Below are 18,694 nucleotides of genomic sequence, written 5' to 3'. Positions count from 1 at the left end.
GGGAGGCGTTACAATATGGAAGCGAAAACCAAGGACCTTTGGGTATTTGTTGAGACCAAAGAGGACGGCTCCGCCAAGAACGTGGGCATTGAGCTGCTGAATCCCGGCCGGGAGCTGGCCGACAAGCAGGGCGGCAAGCTGGTGGCTGTGGTCATCGGCTGCGGTGTGAAGGCCGCAGTGGAAGAGGCCGCCTGCCACGGCGCGGACCAGGTCCTCTATGTGGATGGCGAGGAGTTCCGTCAGTACTCCACCGACGCCTATGTGGCCGCCCTGGATCATCTGGTGGAGACCTATGGCCCCACCACCATGCTCATCGGCGCCACCCCCAACGGCCGGGACATGGGTCCCCGGCTGTCCAGCCGCCTGCAAACCGGCCTGACCGCCGACTGCACCGGCTTGGCTATTGACGAGGAGACCGGCTGTGTGGCCTGGACTCGTCCCGCCTTCGGCGGCAACCTGATGGCCACCATCCTGTGCACCGATCACCGGCCCCAGTTGGGCACCGTCCGCCCCGGTGTGTTTAAGAAGCCCGCCGCCGGTGAGGCCAAGGCCGAGATCACCAAGGTGGACTTCTCCTTCCCCGCTGAGGGCATCCGCACCGAGATCCTGGAGGTCATCAAGGAGACCGCCGGCGAGCTGGTGGATCTGGAGGGCGCCGACATTATCGTGGCCGGCGGCCGCGGCGTGGGCAGCGCTGAGGGCTTTGCCCCCGTCCGTGAGCTGGCCGAGGCCCTGGGCGCCACCGTGGGCGCTTCCCGTGCCGCTGTGGACGCGGGCTGGATCTCGCACTCCCATCAGGTGGGCCAGACCGGCAAGACCGTGGGCCCCAAGCTGTACATCGCCTGCGGCATCTCCGGCGCCATCCAGCACCTGGCCGGCATGAGCGCCTCCGATGTGATCGTGGCCATCAACAAGGATGCCGACGCCCCCATCTTTGGTGTGGCCGACTATGGCATCGTGGGTAACCTCTTTGAGGTCCTGCCCGCCCTCACCGCCGAGATCAAGAAGCGCAAGGGCTGATCCAGATTTTCCAAATCACCTATGCGGACCTGGGGCCCAACGTTTGGGCGGCACCTTCTCTTCCCTTCTCCCCCATCCCCTTCCCGCCGGAACCATCCGGGCCGGGCCCGCGCCATTCATAAGGAGTGCTGCGTTATGGATTTTAAGTTTAACGAAGAAGAGCAGGAAATCATTGATATGCTCCATGACTTTGCTGTCAAGGAGGTGGCTCCTCTGGCCGCCGAGATCGACGAGCAGGAGCGTTTCCCTGAGGAGACCTGGCACAAGCTGGCTGACATGGGCATGATGGGCATCGCCTATCCTGAGGAGTACGGCGGCGCCGGTCTGAGCTATCTGACCTATATCGCCTGCTGTGAGGAGCTGGCCAAGCACTGCGCCACCACCTCCGTTATGGTGTCCGCCCACTCCTCCCTGTGCTGCTGGCCCATTGAGCACTTCGGCACCGAGGAGCAGAAGCAGAAGTACCTGCCCGCTCTGTGCTCCGGCGAGAAGCTGGGCGCTTTCGGCCTGACTGAGCCCGGCGCCGGTACCGATGCCGCCATGCAGAAGACCACTGCCGAGGACAAGGGCGACCACTGGCTCATCAACGGCTCCAAGATCTTCATCACCAACGCCGGCTATGCCTCCGTGTTTGTGATTTTCGCCATGACCGACAAGTCCCTGGGCACCAAGGGCATCTCCGCCTTCATCGTGGACCGGGACACCCCGGGCTTCAGCGTAGGCGCCCACGAGAAGAAGATGGGCATCCGGGGCTCTTCCACCTGCGAGCTGATTTTCGATAACTGCAAGGTGCCCAAGGAGAACCTGCTGGGTGAGGTCGGCAAGGGCTTCAAGATCGCCATGATGACCCTGGACGGCGGCCGCATCGGCATCGGCGCCCAGGCGCTGGGCATCGCTCAGGGCTGTATCGATCAGACCGTCAAGTACACCCAGGAGCGCATCCAGTTCGGTAAGCGGATCAGCCAGTTCCAGAACACCCAGTTCCAGCTGGCCGATATGCAGACCAAAGTGGACGCCGCCCGGCTGCTCATCTACCGCGCCGCCCAGGCCAAGCAGGACGGCGAGCCTTACAGCCATCTGGCTGCCATGGGTAAGCTCTTTGCCTCCGAGACTGCCAGCGATGTGACCCGCCGCTGCGTACAGCTGGTGGGCGGCTACGGCTATACCCGTGAGTATCCCTTTGAGCGCATGATGCGCGACGCCAAGATCACCGAGATCTACGAGGGCACCAGTGAGGTCCAGCGTATGGTCATCTCCGGCTGGATGGGCGTCAAATAATTTCCTTTTGTGAATAAACCGCTTGCCCGGTTTATTCTCGCGGACCTGCTCCGCGTATCGTCTTCCTCCATATGTAACGCAGAGACACCGACAAGGCCGATCCATCCTTGCCGGTGTCTCTGTCTTTCTCCCCCTCCCCTTCCGGTTGGTTTCAGTTGTAAGCACACTTGTTTTATGTTATACTTTGCCTTACGCAAGCCATGACGAGATGGCATATTATGCACCTAGGAGAGGCTTCATGAACGAACGATCGGAACGCACCTATGAAAAGGTAGTAAATTATATCCAAAGCGAGATTTGGAAAGGCACTCTTCAGCGGGGAGAGCGGCTGCCGCCGGAGCGGGAACTGGCGGAGCTTCTGGGGGTGAGCCGCAATTCCGTGCGGGAGGCCCTGCGTACCATGAGCCTGATGGGCTTTGTCTCCAGCGTACACGGCGCGGGCAACTTTCTCACCTGCGATCTGGAACAGAATCTCAGTGCCAGCTTCTGTATGATGCTGCTGCTGGGCGAGACCAACTATCTCCAGGTCAGCCAGCTGCGCCGCGGTCTGGAGAGCGAGACCGCCCGCCTGACCGCCAACCGTATCCTGCCCGGACAGGCCGCCCGGTTGATGGAGCTGGCCGTCAAAATGCGGGACGAGACAGACGCGGCCAAAGCCTCCCTTTATGACCAGGAATTTCACAACCTGCTGTGCGAGGCCTCCGGCAATAAGCTGATCCGCTCGGTGTTTGGCGCGATTCGGGCCACTGTCAACGATTTTATCGGCACAGTCTATGTCCGTATCATGGACGACAAAGAACAGGCTGTTCTGCTCCACGACGCCCACATCCAGCTGGCCACCGCCCTGACAAATCACGATGAAATGGGCGCCATCCGGGCTACTTTTACCCATTTTGAAATCGTCAATGCCTCCATTCAAAAATATGAACTGGCAGGCCGCAAGATCCTGTAGCTCTGTCACAACCAGATGTTCCATAAAAATGAGGCCCTGCCGCAACATCGCGACAGGGCCTCATTTTTATGGATGTAAGTTACTTCCCGCTGCACGCGGTGCAGCCGGCACAGCCGGGATGGGACTCCGCCCACAGCTTATCGGCGGTGGGCTTCCAGTTGTCGGCATAGGGATGGGTCTTTTCGGTCAGGTGCTCCACCGTCTCAGGAGACTGGGGATCGGTGGAGTGCGCGCCGGTCTCCTGGACCATCTTCTCGATGCACTCGGGATTCTCCAGCATGGGACAGGGCCGCAGCATGTTGTCGTTGAAGGGCTGGTTGTCATGGTAGGCCATGAACAGCGGAGACTGCAGGCACTCCAGCAGGGTCTTTTCATGAATGTTGCTGTCGGAGTAGTGGATAAATACGCAGGGGTCCACGTCGCCGTTGGCGTTGATGTGCAGGTAACGGCGGCCGCCGGCGATACATCCGCCCACATACTCACCGTCGTTCTGGAAGTCCATGGCAAAGATAGCCTTGGTCTGACGGAAGTGGCGGATGCGGTGATAAATCTCCTCCCGCTGCTCGGGAGTGGGCATCAGCTCGGGCGCGGCGTCGTTGCCCACGGGCATATAGTGGAAGAACCACACAAAGTAGGCGCCCAGGTCGATGATCTTGTCATAGAACTCCTCGCTGGTAATGTCCTTGTAGTTGACGCTGGTGTAGCAGGTGGAAATACCGAAGGGCAGGTGGTGGCTCTTCAGCAGGGCCATGGCGTTGGTGACCTTCTCGTACACACCCTGGCCGCGGCGGCTGTCGTTGGCCTCTTCAAAGCCCTCCAGGCTGATGGCGGGAATAAAGTTCTTCACCCGCAGCAGATCCTGGCAAAATTCCTCGTCAATCAAGGTAGCGTTGGTAAAGGACAGGAAGGCCACGTCATCATGCTTCTCACACAGGGCAATGATGTCCTTCTTACGCACCAGAGGCTCGCCGCCGGTGTAGATGTACATATAGATACCCAGTTCCTTGCCTTGGGTGATGATGGAGTCGATATCGTCAAAGGTCAGGTTCAGCTTGTTGCCATACTCCGCCGCCCAGCAGCCGGTACAGTGCAGGTTACAGGCAGAGGTGGGGTCCAGCAGAATGGCCCATGGAATGTTGCAGCCGTACTTCTCCCGCATCTTCTCCTGCTTGGGCCAGCCCACCAGGTTGGCGTTGACAAAGAAGTTGTTGAACACAGTCTTGAGCACATCGGGATCGGTCTGGGTCCACACCTTCTCGATCAGCTGATGCCAGCAGGAGTTCTTATCGTTGATGGCATTATCAAACGCCTCACGCTGGGTGGTCAGGGTGTCTCCCGAAAATTTATTGACCAGCTCCATGACCTTACTCATGTTGTTCATGGGATCTTTATCCAAATAATCGAACACCTTGGCCAGGCCGTAGCGCTTCAGACTGTCAGGAATCTTCATTCTTTCTTTTCCCCTTTCACGGCATAACAATACCTAGCATTGTGGTCATAATACCGTTTTTGTTGAAAAATGAAAATAGACAAAACCCGAATCCTGTCCAAACTCTATACAAAAACGGCAGTTTGCTTAAAAAGCATTCAGAATCCTTCCGTTGTTTTATATAGTTTTATCCATTTTATTATATGGTATAAAGGATTATGTCACTTGATTGACGGAAGGCGCTGGTCCTCCCGTGTCCCCTCCCCTTCCGAATAAACGGCGGAAGCAATGGAAATGGCCTTCCGGCCATATCTGTCCCGGATGGCATCCATGGCCTTTTCCAGCTTTTCCAGCTTGTCACGGTGGGGAATGGCGCCGGTGGCAAACAGGTCCAGCTGCTCCCCTGCCTCTCCCTCTTCCACTAAATTCTGGGCGGTGATGGTAAGCGCCCGCACCGGTTTATGCTCACCCCAGCAGCCCCGCAGCAGCTCCATGGCTCCCTCGGTCAGATCCCGAGACACATAGGTGGGGGCGGCCAGCTTCTTCTGACGGCAGATATCCTGGAAGGCCGGGTCCCGTACGGTAATTTGTACGGTGGTACACTTCAGACCGTGCTTCCGCAGACGGACCGCCACTTCGTTGGCCAGTTCGGACAGGGCGGTGTGCAGCTCCTCCCACCCCACCAGATTTCTGGGAAAGGTCAGGCCATTGCCCACCGATTTGGGCCCCGGCATCTCCCGGGCGGGGATCACTGGGGCGTGTTCTTTTCCGGTGGCGTAGTCATGAAGGGTAAAGCCACCCTTGCCCAAAATCTGGCCTAAACTCTCCCGATCAAACCGGGCCAGCTCCCCGATGGTGTGTACGCCGTAACCTGCCAGTACCCGGGCCGCCGCCCTGCCCACAAAGAGCAGGTCGGTCACTGGCAGGGGCCACAGCAGATCCTGAAAATTATCCAGTGTAATGACAGTGGTGGCATCCGGTTTTTTATAGTCGCTGCCCATCTTGGCAAACACCTTATTAAAGGAGACTCCAACCGACACAGTGAGGCCCAGCTCCTCCCGGACCACCCGGCGGATCTGGTCAGCCAACGCCTTCTCGTCCCCGCCAAAGAGATGGAGGGTCCCCGTCACATCCAGCCAGCTTTCATCGATGGAGAAGGGCTCCACCAGATCGGTGTACCGCTCATAGATGGCATTGACCTTCTGGGAATACGCCTTATACTTCCAGTGGTGGGCGGGGAGCAGCACCAGGTCGGGACACTTCCGCCGGGCCTGCCAGACGGTCTCGGCCGTCTGGACCCGGTACCCCTTGGCCCGCTCGTTTTTGGCCAGAATGATACCGTGGCGGCTCTCCGGGTCGCCGCACACCGCCACCGGCTTGTCCTTCAACTCTGGATGGTCCAGCAGCTCTACCGAGGCGTAAAAGCAGTTCAAATCACAATGCAGAATCACCCGGTCCATCCACACGCCCTCCTTCCAAAAGGATATGGTCTTTCCTTTTATTATATTCCATTTTCCTCTCGAGGTCAAACACCCGTTCTATTTCAATGCTTCCAGCGGTATCTTCTGCTTGGTATGTGACAAACCGGCGCTGGTCGTGGTACTGTAGAGTGAAAGGGGGTTGGTGAGATGGAGTGGACCATACCGGCAGAAGACCAGGAGGCCCGGCGGATTTATCAGACCTACCACACCCTGGTACTAACGGTGGTAACCCGCATTCTGGATCGGGCAGGTACGCCGGAGGACTGTGAGGAGTGTACTCAGGACGTACTGTGGGAGTTTCTTCAAGGCCCAGACAAGTGGGACCCCGCCCGGGGCAGTGAAAAGACCTATCTGTGCATGCTGGCCCGCAGCCGGGCCAAAAACCGTCGGAAGAAGCTGATGGCTGGAGCCACGGAGCCTCTGGAGGACCACACCCTGGCCTTCACGGTGCCTGACGGCACAGAGCGGGCAGCAGTGCAGGACGGCCTGCGCCGGGCACTGGAAGGACTGACGGCGGAGGAGCGGCGGCTGTTCACCCTGCGGTTTATCTACGAGTGGGGCGGCGGAGAGATTGGCCCGGCTCTGGGGCTATCCCAGAGCGCTGTCACCACCCGGGTAAACCGGCTGCGGAAGAAACTGAAAAAGCTGCTGGCAATCCAGGGCATCTGTATGGATGGAAAGGAGTGAACATCATGCGGTATCATTTGGACGAGCTTTTAGACGCGGAGGATCTGACATGGCTCACCGACGAAGCTATGGCAGCCCCCATGAATAACCGACGGCGTATCTCCTGGAAGTGGCTGGGAACAACAGCGGCCTGTGTGGCCCTCATCCTGTGCCTTGCCAACTATCAGGCCCTGGCAGCGGGGGTAAAGCGGGTTGTGGACTATTTCTCCGGCGTAGGGGCAGTGGAAACGGGGACGGATCTCCGCATCCAGGACGGTGAACTGGAATTTGAGCTTAGTGGCCGCACTTATCTTATCTCCGGGGCCTATGTCCGGGATGGATTTCTGTTTGTTCCATTAGAGGTGGTCTCCAAGTCGGAGGAGCGGCTAAATGACACAACTTATCAAACTCTATATGTCAAAATGGACGCCAGCCAGGACGGGCAAGCCCTGGCCGGCAGCAATCCCTTCGAGGACCTGTCGGACCACGGCTCCTACTCTATGGGGCAGTACACCGCCCTGGAACGGAAACGCATCCTCTTCTCCCCCCTGCGGGAGGAGCAGTATCTGGGCTGGCGCTACCTGCCGGAGGGATATCAGAGTTACGCTCAGGCCGTCTTTACCTATGAGATGGCAGATCCGGACGGCAGTTGTACTTTGTGGGTGGAGGACTACCTGACCAATCAGGTCCGGCAGGTAGAGCTGACTCTGGCTGCCCCACAGAAGGTGTCGGCAATCAGCAGTCAGTACACCGTGGACCAGGTCCAGATCACCGCCCTAGTCTCCCAGGACGGCCGCCGCCTGTCCCTCTACGGCACCATGAACAATCAAGAGGAGTGGTGGAAATCCCTGGTAGAACTACGGGCCGAACCCATCTACGGTGTCCAGTTTATTGGGGCGGACGGGACCTGTTATCAAGGAGTACCCCGCCGTCCAGGGGGCACAGATGGGGCGGGATATCCCCAGGAGATCCTGCTCATCCAGGACACAGGACCCATCACCACCGTGCGTATCCAGCGCATCTACTATGCCTACGACGATATGGACGAGGGGCAGGTGAGCCAGTGGGTAGATCTGAACTGGGTCATTCAACTGTCCTGATCACCGGCTCCCAACAAAAAATGACCGCCTTTCGGCGGTCATTTTTCCGTTTACCGTTTTCCGTGGATCAGGGGAGAAAGAGGCTTATAGATCAGGAAACAGAGCACCGCGTCCAGCAGGCCCTTCAGCAGAGTGAAAGGGGCGTTGAACACGATAAGGCACTCCAGCAGGCCGTTGGTGGAGGGCCGGATGGCCTGATACATGCCGATGATGGTATCGATAGGCATGAAGTTGGCATAAATGGGGTAGGTGATGTAATAGTTCAGTGGGATGGACAGCAGGGCCATGATGACCGCTCCCACCAGGGCGCCCAGCACAGCGGTCTTGCGGGACTTATGGAGCCGATAGATCAGGCCCGCCGGGAACACAAAGCAGGCACCCAACAGGAAGTTGCACAGCTCCCCCGCTCCGCCGGTGGAGGTGATAAGCAGGTGGAGCAGGTTCTTCACCAGGCACACCGCCACACCGTACACCGGACCCAGACCGAAGGCGGCCAGCAAAGCGGGCAGCTCGGACACATCCATTTTCACAAACTCGGGGATAATAGGCAGGGAGAACTCCAGAAACATGAGCACAAAGGCCACAGCGGAGAACATGGCGGTGACCGTAATGGCACGGACATTTGCCCGCCGCCGGGCGGTGACAGAATTGGTCATAACAAAAACACTCCTCATTACCAGATCTGCTGGACGGATCTGCCGTTCAGAGTTCTGCGCAATGGGAGCGTGCCAATGGTTCTACACGTCTTCTTCCATCCAGACTTCGCGCCCTGCGCGTTACTGTCGGTCCCGGAATTCCACCGGGTCGGCCAAAACGGCTCGCGGACTTTACCGCCGATCGGGATTTTCACCCTGCCCTGAAGACAGTTATTCCGTTGTCAGTTCTTATTATACACATTCCGGCACAATTTGCAACTGCTTTCTAAATTTAAAAACAAATGTTCTATTTTCCCGTTGACTTGATGTATGGGATATACTACAATGTCACTATCACAGGCAGCCAATACAGAAAGGGGGGTGCGCCATGCAACGGGAGATCAGTTGCAGCTTTACCGGCCACCGGCCGGAAAAGCTGCCCTGGGGGGAGGATGAGCTGGACCCCCGCTGTCTGGAAATCAAGGCAAAGCTGGTAACGGCGGTGGAGACAGCCTACGAGGCCGGGTGCCGCCATTTCCTGTGCGGCATGGCCCGGGGGGCGGACTTCTACTTCTGTGAGGCGGTGCTGGACCTGCGCCAGCGCCGGCCTGGGGTGACGTTGGAGGCGGTCATTCCCTGTGAGGAGCAGGCCGCCCGCTGGACCGAACGGGACCGGGACCGGTACTATACCCTGGTAGCCGCCTGTGATGGGGAGACTATGGTGCAGCGCCATTATGACAAGGGCTGTATGCTCCGCCGCAACCGCTATCTGGTGGACCACGCCGCCCGGCTCATCGCCATCTATGACGGGATGCTGGGGGGCACCATGTACACCATCAGCTACGCCATGAAGCAAGGGCTGGAGCTGGATATCCTGTATCTGTAAATATGGAGCGGGAAACAGTTTGTTCTGTCTCCCGCTCCATGTTTTTTAAAGCTCTTCCCCCGCCCGGTAGGCCAGCACCACATACTCCCAGTGCTCTTCCGCCTCCGGCCGAAGGGCGCCGTGCTCCTCCAAATACTGCTCCACCAGCTGGGTCAGCTCCATCCGCTGAGCTGTATCCAGATGGAGGGCCCCAAAACGGAGCACGCTGTAATTGCGCACCTCAGGCTCGTCATATCGATACACATTTTCCAGTATACTGCGGAAGGTACTGTCCACCAGATTAGCCGCCAGGGCTTCCCGTTCCCCCTGGAAGGCGTCCTTCCGTCCCAGGCACAGCCGCAGCTTTACATTTCTCATCTGGTAGTAGGTGGTCTTACTTCCATCCCTTCGGGTGCCCTCCTGGGCGGACACCAGCCCCATCTTTACCAGCTTGTTCAGATGGGCGTGGGCTGCACTGGGTGAAAGCTGCATCCGCTCCGCCACACGGTTGGCGGAAAGAGGTCTGGCCACCAGGCGCAGCAAATGTACCATCTCCTGCCGCACTGGATTGAGCATGATCCGAAACTGCTTTTTCTCCACCAAATCAATCGTATCTTCCACCGCTACGCCCCCTTTGCCCCGCGGTCCGTCCTAACTTCTGATTTTATGATAACACTTACCATCTGGTAATGGCAAGAGATTTTCAAACCCTCAGTTCAATTTTTTAGGGGTCAGGCCGACCTGGCGTTCTCCGCCTCACTGACCACCAGCGTATCCCCCTGGTGGAGCACCGTACCACCTTTGGGTACAGCAGTCGTGCCGTCGGCCCGGCGGACCAGCACAATAAGCACCTCTCCCGGCAGATTCAGCTCCCGGATGGTGCGGCCGATCCAGTCCTTATGTTCCTCCACCGGCATCTCCCGCAGGCTGACGCCGCCGTCGTCCTCATAGACCGGGGTGCTCACCACCAGAAGGTCCCCCGCCTGGATCACAGTGCCTCCGTTGGGGATCAGGCTCTCCTCTCCCCGGCGGATGGTGACCACCAAGGCGTCGGCGGGCAGGCTGCACTCCCCTACGGTCCTGCCCTCCCAAGGATGGCCCGCCTCGATGTGGAACCGGGTCAGATGGAGCTGCCGCTCATCCTGATAGTCGTTGAAGGTGCGGCTGATGTTGTCCTCGGTGTCCACCATGTCGAGCCGCCGGGCCACCAAGGGAAGCAGCGAGCCCTGGACCGCCACCGACATCAGGGAGATGCAGAATACAATATGAAACAGATCATAGCCGGTTTCCGCCCCGCTGGCCAGGGCCATGATGGCAAACACGATGGAGGCCGCCCCTCGCAGCCCTGCCCAGGACACCAGCAGGCACTGGCGGAGCTTACACCGGAAGGGGGCCATCAGCAAAAAGACAGCAGCAGGCCGGGCCACAAAGGTAAGGAAGAGAGCGATAGCCACAGCGGGCAGAAGCACACCCGGCAATTGGGTGGGATAGGAGAGCAGGCCCAACAGGAAGAAAATAATGATCTGAGCCAGATCGGTAAGGCCGTCAAAAAAGTGGACCAGAGGCGGCTTGTGGGGAATTTTAGCGTTGCCCAGCAGAATGCCCGCCAAATAGGTCCCCAAATAGCCGTTACCTCCTATGGCAGCGGGCAGGGCGTAGGCCAGCAGGGCGGCAGCCAGCACAAAAATGGAATCCATGCCGTCAGACAGGGTAAGCCGCCGCAGGACAAAGATGGATAAGGCCGCCACCGCCAGCCCCAGCACGATACCAAAGACCAGCTGGGAGAAGATCATCCAGACCAGGTTGCCGCTCTCCCCCACTCCCATCAAAGACAGGGCGATCATGGTCAGCATATAGGATACCGGGTCGTTACTGCCGCTCTCCAACTCCAGCAGCGATGCGGTATGGTAGCGCAGGCCCAGCTTTTTGGAGCGCAGAATGGAGAACACCGAGGCGGCATCGGTGGAGCTGATGACCGCGCCGACGAGAAAGCTGGCCAACGGCGGAAAGCCCAACACAAAATGGCAGAACAGACCGGTCAGCAGCGCGGTCACCGCCACCCCAAGGGTAGAGAGCACCACCGCCCGAGCGGCCACCGGTTTGGCCGCCTCCCAGCGGGTACCAAAGCCGCCGTAAAACATAATAAAAATGAGAGCCACCGAACAGATCTGCTCCGCCGCCTGGAAATCATCAAAGGGGATGCGCAGCAGCCCATCCGACCCGAACAGCATCCCCAGGGCCATAAAGAGCAGCAGAGCGGGCACCCCGGCCTTCTGAGAAAATCGGCTGGCCAGGATGCAGGCTACCAGCACCGCCGCGCACAAAAGTAAGATATTTACCATTTGCTTCTCCCTCCTATTCAAAAAGCTCCGGTCCTGACAGGGCCGGAGCTTAACATGGAACCTACAGAGCGGAAACACAATCACAGCTTGGATTGTTCTCCATGGAACCGTGGGTCCAAAGCGTCCCGCAGGCCGTCCCCGATACCTGCCAGACAGAGCACCGTCAGAATGATACACAGCCCCGGCGGCAGCCACACCCAGGGCCGGCCGGTAAGCACCGTCAGATTGCTGGCATACTGGATCATACTGCCCCAGGAGGCCTGGGGGGTGCGGATGCCAAAGCCCAGAAAGCTGAGGCTGGACTCCGACAGGATGGCCCGCCCCGCCCGCAGGGGGATGGAGCACCACACCGGGGAAATCACATTGGGCAGCACATTGCGCCACAGAATGGTGCCCGTTCTGGCGCCCAGAGCCCGGGCTGCCAGCACATATTCCCGCTCCCGCACCGCCAGGGTGTTGCCGTATACCAGCCGGGCGATGCCGGTCCAGCCCAACAGTCCCAGCACCAGCACGATATTCCCCGCAGACGGCCCCACCACCGTCACCAAACAGAGCACCAGCACGATGCTGGGGAAGGTCTGAAAGATGTCGGCCAGCCGCATGATCCAGAACTCCCAAGCCCCCCGGCGGTAGCCCGCCAGCAGGCCCAGAGGTACCCCCACCACCGCACTGATGGCGGCGGAGGCCAGCCCGATGAACAGGGATACCTGTCCCCCGCTCAGCAGCCGGGCCAGCAGATCCCTACCCACGTCGTCAGTACCAAGCCAGTGCTCTGCCGACGGAGGCGCCCAGAAGCCGGCCTCCAGATCACTGACATTGGGCTCCAGTCCCAGCAGCGGGGGCAGCAGAAAGACCGTCAGCAGTTCCAGACAGAGCACCAGCAGACACACCATAGCCCGCCGGTCCCCCCGAAACCGGGCCCAGGGGCTCCGGTCCAATCGTCTCCCGTCCATGGCCCTACCCCTTTCCATAGCGTACTCTGGGGTCGGCCAGTCCATAGGCCAGATCCAGCAGCAAGTTGGTCAGGAGCACCGCCAGGGCAATCACCACCGTGACCCCCATGACCACGGCGTAGTCCCGGCCCGAAATGCCGGAAAAGAGCAGGCTGCCCATACCTGGCCAGCCAAAGACCTGCTCCACCACCACAGACCCGCCCAGGATGTGGGGAATGTGGCTGAGGATGGTGGTAAGCACCGGGATGAGGGAACAGCGGAAGGCATGGCGTACCATGACTGTCCGGTCGGTAAGGCCTTTGGCCCGGGCGGTACGGATGTAATCCTCTCCCAGGGCCTCCAGGCAGGCTGCCCGGGTCTGCTTTACCAGCTCCCCCACGCTACTCAGGCACACCACCCCGGCTGGGAGGATCAGGTGACGCAACAGATCCCCAATGCCGGAAAACCGCCCGGCTGCGTACATACCATTGGCGGGCAGCCAACCCAAAGTCACCGAAAAGAGAAAGATTCCCGCCAGACAGAGAAAGAATCCGGGCACGCCAAAGCTGATCAAGCTAAGGGCAGAGGCCGCCCGGTTCCAGCCGGACCGGGGCTTCCAGGCGGCCAGCACCCCAAGAGGCAGGGCGATGGCCACCGCCAGCACCACGCCGGTGCCGGTGAGCAGCAGAGAAGGCCCCACCCGCTGGGCAATGAGACCGGCCACCGGCTTACCGTTGGTGTAAGAAGTACCCAAGTCCCCCCGAAGCAGGTCCCACAGCCAGGAGAGGTAACGCTGGGGCAGAGGCCGGTCCAGCCCAAGAGAGGCCGCTAAGGCCGCCCGGTCTGCGTCGGTGGCGCCGCTCCCCTCCCCCATCAGGTCCAGGATGGAGCCCTGGGCCAGGTTGAGCATACAAAATACCAAAATAGTGATCCCAAAAAAGACCGGGATAGCCGTCAACAGGCGACGGCGGAGATATCGTCCCATAGTTTTCGCTTCCTCCTGCACTTCCGGCCCCGGCGGGGGCACGGGCCGCTATGGGCGGCGGCCCTACGGAGGTTTTTTCTATTTGTTTCGGATAGCCATTAGTCTGTCTTCATCCGCCACGCCCAGATATTCTCGTTGGAGAAGCTGGAAGAGGGGTAATCAATGTTGTCCACCGTGGGGGACTGGACATGGAGGGTCCGGCCAAACCACAGAGGAATAAAGGGCCGCTGATCGGCCAGCAGCTCCTGGAGCTTATCCAGCAGCACCTGGCGCTTCTCCCAGCCGGAGGCGGCTCTGATCTGGTCCATATAATAGGTATAGGGCTCCAGGTCGGCAATGTGGAAGATGTTGTTGCTCTCACTGAGACGGCTCCCGGTAAACCACAGCGGAAGGGCGCCGGGGGTATGGCTGGCAATCGCCATGTCGTACTTGCCGTCGGACATACCGGAGAAGAGAGCGGCGGAATCCACCGTCTCAATGGTCACGGTGATCCCCACCTCGGCCAGTTCCTGCTGCATGAGGGCAGCCAGGCCGGAACGGTTGGAGGTACAGGCCAGCGTATAGGTCCGCCCGTCGTAGCCCCCCTGCTCCAGCAGGGTACGGGCCTGATCCACATCCCGGGCCCAGGTGAGGGTACAGGTGTACTCGGTGCCCGGAGTGATATCGGTGGCGGTGGGCTCTCCCAGTCCCTGGGTGGACTGGAGACACAGGGCCTCCTTGTCCAGCGCCAGGTCGATGGCCCGGCGGACCTCCGCACTGGGGATGGTCTCACAGTTGAGCATCAGCTCATAGAAGGTGTTGGGCACCTCTCCCTCCACCACCTCCAGACCGGAGGCTTTGGCGGTCTCGGCGTCCTCCACCGACACATTGCCGCCAAAGGCGTAGTAGTCCAAATCCCCGGAAATCAGGGAGGGCAGCAGGTTGGATTTGTCCATCACCGTAATGACAAGTTGGTCAAAGTCGGGACTGCCCAGCTGATAGTCCCGGTTGACCGCCAGCATCAGCTGGCTGCCGGGGATCTCCTCCACAAACTTGCAGGGCCCGGAGCCGATGGGGGCATCCCACAGGTCCAGCTCCATGATCTGAGCCGGGTCGGTATCCGCCAGCAGATGGCTGGGCAGCACATAGAGTTCCCGGTTTTTGTCCAGCAGGAAGTCTTCCGGGGTGGTGGGACTTTTAAAGGTCAGCTTCAGGGTGTAGTCGTCTACCGCCTCCACGCCCAGAGTCTCCCCTTCCACAGCACAGCCGTTTTCGTCGGTACCTGCCACAACGGAGAAGGTGCCCCGGCCCAGAGCCGGACAGCTGGGATTGGTGATGAGGGCAATGGTATCCGCCCAGTGCTGAGCAGTCACCGGAGTGCCGTCGTGGAAAGCCGCCTTTTCATCCAGGTGAAAGACCACCGCCATGCCGTCGTCGGCACTCTCCCAGCTCGTTGCCCCTCTGGGGTCCAGGGTGCCGTCGGCATGGACATAGGCCAGCCGGTCATAAAGCTTATCACAGATGATGCGGGTGTAGTTGCTGCCCGAAGGGCTGTTGTAGGGCATGAGGGAGTCCCAGGCGTTGGACAGGCCATAGCGTACGGTGACCTGCTCCGCAGTCTGCTCCTCTCCGCCGCAGGCCGCCAGTCCCAGGACCAGAACGGCTGCCATCAGGAATGCGATCAGTCGTCTCATGTCGTTCCTCCGTCTTTTTATTCCGTTTTATTCCACCGTCACCGATTTCGCCAGATTCCTTGGCTTATCAATGTCGCAGCCGCGCTGCAATGCAGTATAATAGGCAAATAACTGCATGGGCACCACCGCCAGAGAGGGCAGGAGCATGGGGTGGGTCTCAGGGATAGAGATCACATCGTCCGCCGTCCGGCTCAGGTCGGCCGCCCGGTCTCGGGTGGTGAGCCCCAACACGTCGGCCCCCCGGCTCTTTACCTCCACAGCATTGCTCACCGTCTTTTCAAACAGGGGCCCGCACCCTGCCAAGGCCACCACCAGAGTCCCCGGCTCAATGAGGGAGATGGTGCCGTGCTTCAACTCCCCAGCGGCGTAGGCCTCCGAGTGGATATAGGAAATCTCCTTCAGCTTCAAAGACCCTTCCAGCCCCACAGCATAGTCCAGATTCCGTCCGATAAAGAACATGGAAGGACGGTTGAAGTACAAAGAGGCAAAATACTGGATGTCCTCCCGGTCCTTCAGAATCTCCTCCAGCTTGTCCGGAACCCGCTGGAGCTCAGACAAAATGGCGTCGTACTCCGTCCGGTCCAGGGTGCCCAGCAGATCGGCACAGTACAGGCCGATGAGGTAAATTACCGCCAGCTGGGTGGAATAGGCTTTTGTGGTGGCTACTGCGATCTCCGGCCCGGCCCAGGTATAGAGCACACTGTCACTTTCCCGGGCAATGGTGGAGCCCACCACGTTGACAATGGACACCACCTTGGCCCCCAGTCGTCGGGCCTCCCGCATGGCGGCCAGGGTGTCGATGGTCTCTCCGGACTGGCTGATGACCAGGGCCAGGGTACGCTCCGACACAATGGGATCGCAGTAGCGGAACTCCGAGGCCAGGGTCACCTCCACCGGCTTGCGCAGCAGCTTCTCCAGGATATACTTGGCCGCCACGCCCACGTGGTAGGAGGAACCGCAGGCGATGATATACAGCCGGTCCATCTCCTCCAGCTCCCGGACTGTGAGCTGCCAGTCGTCCAACACCACCCGCCCGTCTCTGATACGGGGGGACACGGTTTTGCGGATGGCCTCAGGCTGCTCCATGATCTCCTTAATCATGAAGTGCTCATAGCCACCCTTTTCCGCCGCAGAGATCTCCCAGTCCACATGGCGGTGCTCCTTCTCCACCGGACGGAGGTAAGCGTCATACACCCACAGGTGGTCAGCGGTGAGCTCAGCGATCTCCCCGTCGTCCAGCCAGCACACCTCACGGGTATATTTGATGAGGGCTGTGACGTCGCTGGCCAGGTAGTGCGCCCCCGCTCCAAAGCCCAGAATCAGCGGAGAATCCTTTCGGGCAGCGATCAGCCGGTCGGGGCAGTCGGCGCACAGGATGCCCAGCGCATAGGCCCCCCGGATGGTGTGGAGGGTACGCTCCACCGCCTCCAACAGATTGCCCTGGTAATAGTATTCCAGCAGTTGGGCGGCCACCTCCGTGTCGGTGTCGGAGACAAACTGCACCCCCTCCGATTGGAGGAATTCCCGCAGCTCGGCATAGTTTTCAATGATACCGTTGTGGACCACGGCAAACCGGCCATTTTCACTGACCTGAGGGTGGGAATTGACGTCCGACGGGGCGCCGTGGGTGGCCCACCGGGTATGGCCCACGCCAATGGCGCCGTGGAGGATGTTTCCGCCTTGGATCTGGTCGCAGAGCACCTGGAGCCGGCCCTTGGCCTTGGCCACCTGCATGCCCGCCTCTTTTCCATATACTGCCACACCAGCGGAATCATATCCCCGGTACTCCAGCCTGGAAAGGCCGTCCAGCAAAATGGGGGCGGCCTCCTCCCTTCCAACATATCCAACAATCCCGCACATGGCGCTCCTCCTGTGTGTTTGACATACGTGAGATGTGGTACTATAAAATAGAAGTATACCATGGAAGTACTGCTAAAACAATGGCGGAACGGCCGAAATTACCCCCGTTCCCGCCGCTCTCTCTGTCTGACCTGCGCCCCTTCCACCAAAATGGTATCCGCACCGAAACGATGTACCGCCGACCAGGGAAACACCGTATCCGGCTCCCTGCCTAAAAGTCCGAACAGCCGCAGCCGCCCCGGGATCACCAAGGCGGTCACTTTTCCCTCTTCCAAATCTACCATGATATCCCCCACATAGCCCATACGGCTGCCGTCGGTGATGTTGATGATCTCCTTGCAGCGCAGCTCAAATCCCCGGCATTCCATGGAACATTCCCCCTTTTTCCCATCTCTATGCGCCGTCCGGGTTGGCCCATTCCACTTACCCGCCGGTAATCTTGCACCTGACAAGCCGTGGGACTATAATGGAAAACATGTTAGTTCTGGAGGGATCGTTCATGCTGGACAATCTGATTTACTGTCTCAATGGCACCATACCTATTTTTCTGCTCATGCTGCTGGGTGTTCTGTTCCAAAAAATGGGCTTTTTCAGCCAAGCCTTTGCTGACAAGCTCAATAGCTATGTCTTTAAAGTGGGATTGCCTGTCATGATGTTCAAGGACCTGACTGGCTCCGACTTCTTCCAGGTGTGGAACACCTCCTTTGTGGTGTTCTGCTTTTTGGCCACTCTGGCCTCCATTCTGCTCACTGTCCTGCTCAGCCGTATCCTGCGGGAGCCTCCCCTCCGGGGTGAGTTCATTCAGGTGGGCTACCGCAGCAGCGTGGCCCTGCTGGGGGCCGCGTTTCTGGAAAATCTGTATGGCAGCGCCGGTGCCGCCAGCCTCATCATCATTGGGGCGGTACCACTCTACAATGCCGCAGCGGTCACCGTTCTCTCTCTCACCAGCCCCAGCCAGCAGGGTTTGTCCAAGGGGGCGCTGAAAAAGGTGGCCAAGGGTGTTATTACCAACCCCATTATCCTGGGCATCATTGTGGGTCTGGTGTGGACTCTGCTGCGGATTCCCCAGCCCGCCATCCTCACCAAGACGGTGGACAGCATCTCAGCCACCGGCACCCCGTTGGGCTTGATGGCCCTGGGCGCCTCCTTTGACTGGAAAAAGGCCATCGGCCGCCTCAAGCCCGCCCTCTCCGCCACCGCCCTCAAGCTGGTGGTCTTTGTAGCCCTTTTTCTGCCCATCGCTGTGGCCATGGGCTTCCGGGACGACAAGCTGGTGGCAGCCCTTACCATGCTGGGCAGCCCAACCACCGTCAGCTGCTTCGTTATGGCCCGCAACATGGGCCATGAGGGCACCCTCACCTCCAGCACCGTCATGCTCACCACCGGTCTCAGCGCTTTTACCCTGACCCTGTGGCTCTATGTGCTGAAATCCATGGCGCTGATTTAATTGGCTTTTGCTGAAATTGACGGATTATT

Annotated in this window: 17 protein-coding genes and 1 riboswitch; of the genes, 7 read left to right on the top strand and 10 right to left on the bottom strand. The window is 59.5% G+C overall.

Annotation, left to right across the window (positions count from 1 at the left end):
* The first annotated feature begins 15 nt into the window (after positions 1-15).
* The 3 genes from Q0J75_RS01995 (at position 16) to Q0J75_RS01985 (ending at position 3,250) form a co-directional block, all read left to right on the top strand.
* On the top strand, positions 16-1,020 hold the full coding sequence (locus Q0J75_RS01995; protein WP_087338814.1) for an electron transfer flavoprotein subunit alpha/FixB family protein: 1,005 nt from the start codon (positions 16-18) through the stop codon (positions 1,018-1,020).
* A gap of 135 nt (positions 1,021-1,155) precedes the next feature.
* A complete protein-coding gene (locus Q0J75_RS01990) occupies positions 1,156-2,298 on the top strand; it encodes an acyl-CoA dehydrogenase (protein WP_297196275.1) in 1,143 nt (380 codons plus the stop codon).
* Between the two features lie 238 nt (positions 2,299-2,536).
* A complete protein-coding gene (locus Q0J75_RS01985; RefSeq protein WP_297196272.1) occupies positions 2,537-3,250 on the top strand; it encodes a FadR/GntR family transcriptional regulator in 714 nt (237 codons plus the stop codon).
* 79 nt (positions 3,251-3,329) lie between these two features.
* On the opposite strand, the gene Q0J75_RS01980 is transcribed toward Q0J75_RS01985, so the two are convergent.
* Complete coding sequence (locus Q0J75_RS01980; protein WP_297196270.1) at positions 3,330-4,700, bottom strand: radical SAM protein; 1,371 nt, start codon at positions 4,698-4,700, stop codon at positions 3,330-3,332.
* 200 nt (positions 4,701-4,900) lie between these two features.
* Positions 4,901-6,139: a DNA polymerase IV gene (dinB, locus tag Q0J75_RS01975; RefSeq protein WP_297196251.1), complete on the bottom strand. Its 1,239-nt coding sequence runs from the start codon at positions 6,137-6,139 to the stop codon at positions 4,901-4,903.
* A 168-nt stretch (positions 6,140-6,307) separates the two neighbouring features.
* On the opposite strand from dinB, the gene Q0J75_RS01970 reads away from it, so the two are divergent.
* Positions 6,308-6,847, top strand: a complete 540-nt coding sequence (locus tag Q0J75_RS01970; RefSeq protein ID WP_297196248.1) for an RNA polymerase sigma factor — start codon at positions 6,308-6,310, stop codon at positions 6,845-6,847.
* 5 nt (positions 6,848-6,852) lie between these two features.
* Positions 6,853-7,926 carry a hypothetical protein gene (locus tag Q0J75_RS01965; protein WP_297196246.1) on the top strand — a complete coding sequence of 358 codons (1,074 nt, stop codon included), beginning with the start codon at positions 6,853-6,855 and terminating at the stop codon, positions 7,924-7,926.
* Between the two features lie 50 nt (positions 7,927-7,976).
* Here Q0J75_RS01965 and Q0J75_RS01960 read toward each other — a convergent pair whose 3' ends face one another.
* Complete coding sequence (locus tag Q0J75_RS01960; RefSeq protein ID WP_297196244.1) at positions 7,977-8,582, bottom strand: ECF transporter S component; 606 nt, start codon at positions 8,580-8,582, stop codon at positions 7,977-7,979.
* 83 nt (positions 8,583-8,665) lie between these two features.
* A riboswitch (FMN riboswitch) is annotated at positions 8,666-8,794 on the bottom strand.
* A gap of 155 nt (positions 8,795-8,949) precedes the next feature.
* Here Q0J75_RS01960 and Q0J75_RS01955 point away from each other — a divergent pair.
* Positions 8,950-9,447 carry an SLOG family protein gene (locus Q0J75_RS01955; RefSeq protein WP_297196242.1) on the top strand — a complete coding sequence of 166 codons (498 nt, stop codon included), beginning with the start codon at positions 8,950-8,952 and terminating at the stop codon, positions 9,445-9,447.
* Between the two features lie 45 nt (positions 9,448-9,492).
* Here the strand turns inward: Q0J75_RS01955 and Q0J75_RS01950 are convergent, their stop codons facing one another.
* The 7 genes from Q0J75_RS01950 to Q0J75_RS01920 all read right to left on the bottom strand — a co-directional run bounded on the left by Q0J75_RS01950 (position 9,493) and on the right by Q0J75_RS01920 (position 17,586).
* A complete protein-coding gene (locus Q0J75_RS01950; RefSeq protein ID WP_297196240.1) occupies positions 9,493-10,047 on the bottom strand; it encodes a transcriptional regulator in 555 nt (184 codons plus the stop codon).
* 110 nt (positions 10,048-10,157) lie between these two features.
* Positions 10,158-11,768: a potassium/proton antiporter gene (locus Q0J75_RS01945; protein ID WP_297196237.1), complete on the bottom strand. Its 1,611-nt coding sequence runs from the start codon at positions 11,766-11,768 to the stop codon at positions 10,158-10,160.
* A gap of 80 nt (positions 11,769-11,848) precedes the next feature.
* On the bottom strand, positions 11,849-12,721 hold the full coding sequence (locus tag Q0J75_RS01940) for an ABC transporter permease (protein ID WP_297196235.1): 873 nt from the start codon (positions 12,719-12,721) through the stop codon (positions 11,849-11,851).
* A gap of 4 nt (positions 12,722-12,725) precedes the next feature.
* Positions 12,726-13,685: an ABC transporter permease gene (locus Q0J75_RS01935; RefSeq protein WP_297196233.1), complete on the bottom strand. Its 960-nt coding sequence runs from the start codon at positions 13,683-13,685 to the stop codon at positions 12,726-12,728.
* Between the two features lie 98 nt (positions 13,686-13,783).
* Positions 13,784-15,358, bottom strand: coding sequence for an ABC transporter substrate-binding protein (locus Q0J75_RS01930; protein ID WP_297196231.1), 1,575 nt, complete (start codon positions 15,356-15,358; stop codon positions 13,784-13,786).
* A gap of 27 nt (positions 15,359-15,385) precedes the next feature.
* Positions 15,386-17,218 carry a glutamine--fructose-6-phosphate transaminase (isomerizing) gene (glmS, locus tag Q0J75_RS01925; RefSeq protein WP_297196229.1) on the bottom strand — a complete coding sequence of 611 codons (1,833 nt, stop codon included), beginning with the start codon at positions 17,216-17,218 and terminating at the stop codon, positions 15,386-15,388.
* A 98-nt stretch (positions 17,219-17,316) separates the two neighbouring features.
* Positions 17,317-17,586 carry a YlmC/YmxH family sporulation protein gene (locus tag Q0J75_RS01920; protein ID WP_297196227.1) on the bottom strand — a complete coding sequence of 90 codons (270 nt, stop codon included), beginning with the start codon at positions 17,584-17,586 and terminating at the stop codon, positions 17,317-17,319.
* Between the two features lie 131 nt (positions 17,587-17,717).
* Here Q0J75_RS01920 and Q0J75_RS01915 point away from each other — a divergent pair, with 131 nt between their 5' ends.
* The gene (locus Q0J75_RS01915; protein WP_363315695.1) at positions 17,718-18,665 is read left to right on the top strand and encodes an AEC family transporter; all 948 of its coding nucleotides are present in this window, start codon (positions 17,718-17,720) and stop codon (positions 18,663-18,665) included.
* Positions 18,666-18,694 lie beyond the last annotated feature (29 nt).

The sequence above is a fragment of the uncultured Flavonifractor sp. genome, from assembly GCF_944385615.1.
In the GTDB taxonomy this organism is placed as follows: domain Bacteria; phylum Bacillota; class Clostridia; order Oscillospirales; family Oscillospiraceae; genus Flavonifractor.
This window is presented reverse-complemented; position numbering and strand designations above follow the sequence as displayed.

Excerpts from the sequence above, each read along its gene's own strand:
- Q0J75_RS01995 (WP_087338814.1), top strand. The coding sequence starts at position 16 with ATGGAAGCGAAAACCAAGGACCTTTGGGTATTTGTTGAGACCAAAGAG.
- Q0J75_RS01990 (WP_297196275.1), top strand. The coding sequence starts at position 1,156 with ATGGATTTTAAGTTTAACGAAGAAGAGCAGGAAATCATTGATATGCTC.
- Q0J75_RS01985 (WP_297196272.1), top strand. The coding sequence starts at position 2,537 with ATGAACGAACGATCGGAACGCACCTATGAAAAGGTAGTAAATTATATC.
- Q0J75_RS01980 (WP_297196270.1), bottom strand. The coding sequence starts at position 4,700 with ATGAAGATTCCTGACAGTCTGAAGCGCTACGGCCTGGCCAAGGTGTTC.
- dinB (WP_297196251.1), bottom strand. The coding sequence starts at position 6,139 with ATGGACCGGGTGATTCTGCATTGTGATTTGAACTGCTTTTACGCCTCG.
- Q0J75_RS01970 (WP_297196248.1), top strand. The coding sequence starts at position 6,308 with ATGGAGTGGACCATACCGGCAGAAGACCAGGAGGCCCGGCGGATTTAT.
- Q0J75_RS01965 (WP_297196246.1), top strand. The coding sequence starts at position 6,853 with ATGCGGTATCATTTGGACGAGCTTTTAGACGCGGAGGATCTGACATGG.
- Q0J75_RS01960 (WP_297196244.1), bottom strand. The coding sequence starts at position 8,582 with ATGACCAATTCTGTCACCGCCCGGCGGCGGGCAAATGTCCGTGCCATT.
- Q0J75_RS01955 (WP_297196242.1), top strand. The coding sequence starts at position 8,950 with ATGCAACGGGAGATCAGTTGCAGCTTTACCGGCCACCGGCCGGAAAAG.
- Q0J75_RS01945 (WP_297196237.1), bottom strand. The coding sequence starts at position 11,768 with ATGGTAAATATCTTACTTTTGTGCGCGGCGGTGCTGGTAGCCTGCATC.
- Q0J75_RS01940 (WP_297196235.1), bottom strand. The coding sequence starts at position 12,721 with ATGGACGGGAGACGATTGGACCGGAGCCCCTGGGCCCGGTTTCGGGGG.
- Q0J75_RS01935 (WP_297196233.1), bottom strand. The coding sequence starts at position 13,685 with ATGGGACGATATCTCCGCCGTCGCCTGTTGACGGCTATCCCGGTCTTT.
- Q0J75_RS01930 (WP_297196231.1), bottom strand. The coding sequence starts at position 15,358 with ATGAGACGACTGATCGCATTCCTGATGGCAGCCGTTCTGGTCCTGGGA.
- glmS (WP_297196229.1), bottom strand. The coding sequence starts at position 17,218 with ATGTGCGGGATTGTTGGATATGTTGGAAGGGAGGAGGCCGCCCCCATT.
- Q0J75_RS01920 (WP_297196227.1), bottom strand. The coding sequence starts at position 17,586 with ATGGAATGCCGGGGATTTGAGCTGCGCTGCAAGGAGATCATCAACATC.
- Q0J75_RS01915 (WP_363315695.1), top strand. The coding sequence starts at position 17,718 with ATGCTGGACAATCTGATTTACTGTCTCAATGGCACCATACCTATTTTT.